This is a genomic window from Nocardia sp. NPDC004582 (assembly GCF_053602115.1).
In genome coordinates, this window is sequence record NZ_JBSGCY010000261.1 from 1 (window position 1) to 3,941 (window position 3,941).

Annotated in this window: 4 protein-coding genes and 2 pseudogenes; 3 read left to right on the forward strand and 3 right to left on the reverse strand. The window is 68.3% G+C overall.

Annotated elements, in window-relative coordinates; translation table 11 throughout:
* Together ACWELJ_RS33615 and ACWELJ_RS33620 are read right to left on the reverse strand one after the other, a co-directional pair.
* A partial coding sequence (locus ACWELJ_RS33615) for a DUF3152 domain-containing protein (protein ID WP_452370102.1) occupies positions 1-68 on the reverse strand: 68 nt, incomplete at its 3' end.
* 170 nt (positions 69-238) lie between these two features.
* Positions 239-466, reverse strand: a pseudogene (locus tag ACWELJ_RS33620) (AfsR/SARP family transcriptional regulator); the annotation flags it as partial.
* Positions 467-568: 102 nt separating this feature from the next.
* Between ACWELJ_RS33620 and ACWELJ_RS33625 the strand changes: the two are divergent.
* From ACWELJ_RS33625 to ACWELJ_RS33635, 3 genes are all read left to right on the forward strand, one after another.
* Positions 569-1,243: a hemerythrin domain-containing protein gene (locus ACWELJ_RS33625; protein ID WP_452370099.1), complete on the forward strand. Its 675-nt coding sequence runs from the start codon at positions 569-571 to the stop codon at positions 1,241-1,243.
* 92 nt (positions 1,244-1,335) lie between these two features.
* A complete protein-coding gene (locus ACWELJ_RS33630; RefSeq protein ID WP_452370100.1) occupies positions 1,336-2,562 on the forward strand; it encodes a cytochrome P450 in 1,227 nt (408 codons plus the stop codon).
* A gap of 73 nt (positions 2,563-2,635) precedes the next feature.
* Complete coding sequence (locus ACWELJ_RS33635; protein ID WP_452370101.1) at positions 2,636-3,364, forward strand: TetR/AcrR family transcriptional regulator; 729 nt, start codon at positions 2,636-2,638, stop codon at positions 3,362-3,364.
* On the opposite strand, the pseudogene ACWELJ_RS33640 reads toward ACWELJ_RS33635, so the two are convergent.
* Positions 3,365-3,941: pseudogene (locus ACWELJ_RS33640) on the reverse strand (hypothetical protein); the annotation flags it as partial.

A 3,941-nucleotide genomic window follows, 5' to 3' on the forward strand; every position in this document is an offset into this window, starting at 1 on the left:
AGGGCATGGCCCACTTCGTGATTGATCTGGTACTGCCGGTACGAGCCGACATCGCCTTCGAAGGCCAGGCCAGCGCCCGCTCGAGCGCGCGCCGCCGTTCGCGCGGATCACCCAGTCGCGCGGCCGCCTCCAGGTCGGCGCCGAACGCCCACGCGTCCACCTCGGCGGTGGACAGGCGCAGCGCGTATCCGGGAGCGCGGCTGATCAGCACCGTCGCCGGGGTGCGCGGGGCGCGATCCGGTTCCAGCAGCCGCCGCAGATTGGAGACGTAGGCCTGCAGCGAGCCCAGCGCCCGGGGCGGCGGCTCGCCGCGCCACAGGTCATCGATGAGCCGATCGACCGGCACCACATCGCCGCCGGCGACCAGCAGTCGCGCCAGCACCCCGCGCTGCCGCGGCCCGCCGAGATCGAGTTCCCCGCGCTCGCCGGACGCCGTCAGTGCGCCGAGTACCCGAATCCGAACCATGATCGGGTAAGTCTAGGACGGCCGCCCCCTAGTGCGCCTCGAGTCGATTCCAAGCGGGCCGAAGCACTCTCGTCGCGATCACCGACTTCGACAGGAGCAGCCATGAGCACCGACATCGCGCAGGCCCGGCCCGACACCTACGACATGGTGGTGGTGCACAACGCCTTTCGCCGCCACTTCCGCGCCCTGCCCGCCCTGGTGGCGGACGTCGCCCCGGGAGATGCCGCACGCGCCCGCGTCCTCGCCGACTTCCTGGCCGAGCTGGGCACCGGGCTGCACAGCCATCACACCGGCGAGGACGAACTGATGTGGCCGTTGCTGCTCGAACGCGCCCCGATGGCCGCCGCCCTGATCCTGCGCCTCGAGGAGCAGCACGAACGCATCGCCGAACTGGCGACGCGCGCCCAGCGGGACGCGGAGGAGTTCGCCACCGCGGCCGAGCCCGCCGCGCGGGATCGGTTCGCCGCCAGCGCCGGCGCCCTCGCGGCGGCGTTGGACGAGCACCTCACCGAGGAGGAGACTCACATCCTGTCGGTCGTCGAGCAGGTCATGACCGTGCCCGAGTGGCGGGCGCTCGGCGAACGCGGGCGGGCGCACATGCCCAAGGACCGTCAGCTGGTCTTCCTCGGCTTCCTCCTGCACGCCGCCTCGACGTCCGATCGGCGCAAGGTGCTCGCGGAGCTGCCGCGCGCCGCGCGCCTGGCCTGGCGGCTGCTCGGCCGCCGCACCTTCGACCGGGAATATCGCCAGGTCTACGGCACCGGACCGAACTGGTGACAGATCAAATGAACGCTATTTAGTAATACGTGTTCACAAACCGCCCTGTGGTGTGGTTCACTCGACGTCGAACGTGTTCCAAAGGAGGTTCCGTGTCCGCGCCGTCCATTCCCAACGGTTTCGACTTCACCAACCCCGATCTGCTGGCCGAGCGCCTGCCGGTCGAGGAGTTCGCAGCACTCCGCAAGCAAGCCGCTCCGTTCTGGGTGCCGCAGGCCGACGGCCTGACCGGCTTCGACGACGGCGGCTACTGGGCCATCTCCCAGATGGATGACATCAAGGAGATCTCCAAGAACCCCGAACAGTTCTCCTCCGAGGAGAACACCGCGGTCATCCGCTTCTACGGCGACATCGCCCGCGAAGAGATCGAGGTGCAGCGCTACCTGCTGCTGAACATGGACCCGCCCAAGCACACCAAGCTGCGCCGCATCATCTCCAAGGGCTTCACCCCGCGCGCCATCGAGTCGCTGCGCAACGCCCTGCGCGAGCGCGCCGAGCGAATCGTGCACGAGGCCAAGAAGAACGGCTCGGGCAACTTCGTCGAGCAGGTCGCCTGCGAGCTGCCGCTGCAGGCCATCGCCGAGCTCATCGGCATCCCGCAGGAAGACCGCGGCAAGATCTTCGACTGGTCGAACCAGATGATCGGTTACGACGACCCGGAGTTCAACGGTGACCACAAGGTCGCCACCGCCGAGGTCATGGGCTACACCTACAACCTCGCCGAGCAGCGTCGCGCCTGCCCGATGGACGACATCGCCTCCACCCTGCTGCACGCCGACCTCGACGGCGAGTCGATGGCGTCGGACGAGTTCGCCTGGTTCATGATCCTGCTGTCGGTGGCCGGCAACGAGACCACCCGCAACGCCACCACGCACGGCATGAAGGCGTTCGTGGACAACCCGGATCAGTGGGAGATCTACAAGGAGCAGCGTCCGCGCACCGCTCCCGACGAGATCGTCCGCTGGGCCACCCCGGTCATCGCCTTCCAGCGCACCGCGACCGAGGACCTGGAGCTGTCGGGCGCCTCGATCAAGAAGGGGCAGCGCATCGGAATGTTCTACAGCGCGGCCAACTTCGACGAGAACTACTTCGAGGACCCGTACAAGTTCAACGTGCTGCGCAACCCGAACCCGCACGTCGGCTTCGGCGGCACCGGCACCCACTACTGCGTGGGCGCCAACCTGGCCCGCCTGCAGCTGGATCTGATCTTCAACGCGATCGCCGACGTGATGCCCAACATCCGCCAGATCTCCGAGCCGGTCCGCCTGCGCTCGAGCTGGCTCAACGGCATCAAGAGCTGGGAAGTCGCCTACGAGTGAGCGATCGGGCCCCGGACGCGGTAACTTTTCGTAACCCATCCGGGGCCCTGCTGTTTCTACATTGGAGTCAACCATGAGTGAACCTCGCCGACGCGGACGAGCGCCGGCGGTCAGCGACGCCGATATTCGGCGCGTCGCGCGGTCACTACTGGTCGAGCACGGCCCGGACGCGATCACGCTCCGGGCCATCGCGCGGGAACTGGGCATCACCGCCCCCGCGCTGTACCGCTATTACGAATCGCGCGACGACCTGGTCGCCGCCGTCCGCACCGACGTCTGCCTCGATCTGGCCAAGGATCTCGAGGCGTCGGTCGAGGGCCTGCCCGACGACGCCGGGGTGCGCTTCTTCGCCATCTGCCGCGGCTTCCGCCGCTGGGCGCTGCACCACTCGCGCGAATTCACCCTGGTCTTCGCCTCCCCGGTCACCGCCGGAATCACCAGCGCCATGCAGCAATTCGGTGAACCGGTCGGCCGCATCTTCCTCGGGGCCGCGGGCCGGTTGCTCACCGACTACCAGGTGGTGACCACCCCCACCGAGCTGATCCCGCCGGAACTGCGCGACGACCTGATCACCTTCCAGACGGAACTGCTTCGCGTGCTGGCGGATTCGGGTCAGAAGTTCCCGGCCGAGAAACTCGACCTGGGCGTCAGCTATGTCATGATCCAGTTCTGGGCCCGCCTCTACGGCCACGTCACCCTCGAGGTCTTCGGCAACTACCCGATCCAGATCTCGCACCCCGACGTGCTTTTCGACTCGACTCTGGCCGATATCGGCCGCGGCATCGGCCTCGTCGCGCGCTGACTATCGCGGGGGCGTCGGTGACGCGTCGGATGACGACGTGGTGACATCCTCGCACAGCCAGCGGTTGCCGACCTTCGTCATGCTCAGGACGAGATTGCTCGGTTTGGTGGTGCCGGCGGGGTCCGCCGAGCTGGAGGTCCGGTTGGTGACGAGGGCCGCGATCCGAACGTGGTCCGCCGAGCTGGACTCCACTCTGCACTGCACGTCGACGGGCTCGGATTTCGCCCTGGTCGCGATCAGGACCTCATCGAGGTCGTTGCTCGAACTCTTCCATTTCTCGAGCCAGCCGCCGGTGCCCCCGTCGGACACCGCGCGGGCATAGGCGTCGTAGTCGGCCGAAGTCTTGAAGTCGTAGGTCGAAATCAGCCGTGCGTACGCGCATCCGGCGCGCTGCGCGTCGGCCTGCCCTGAGGCGTCGGAGGCGTTCCCGGCGGCCGGGGAGCCGGTGAGGGACCGCCAGAACAGGACCGCCACGACGACCGCGGCGGTCACCACGCCCAGCCCCACGCCCAGCGCGATCCAGGACCGACGCGCCCGGCGCGGGGCGCTGACCGGCTGCGCCGGAGGCACATCGGCC

Coding starts and splice junctions, on each gene's coding strand:
- ACWELJ_RS33625 (WP_452370099.1), top strand. CDS start 569: ATGAGCACCGACATCGCGCAGGCCCGGCCCGACACCTACGACATGGTG.
- ACWELJ_RS33635 (WP_452370101.1), top strand. CDS start 2,636: ATGAGTGAACCTCGCCGACGCGGACGAGCGCCGGCGGTCAGCGACGCC.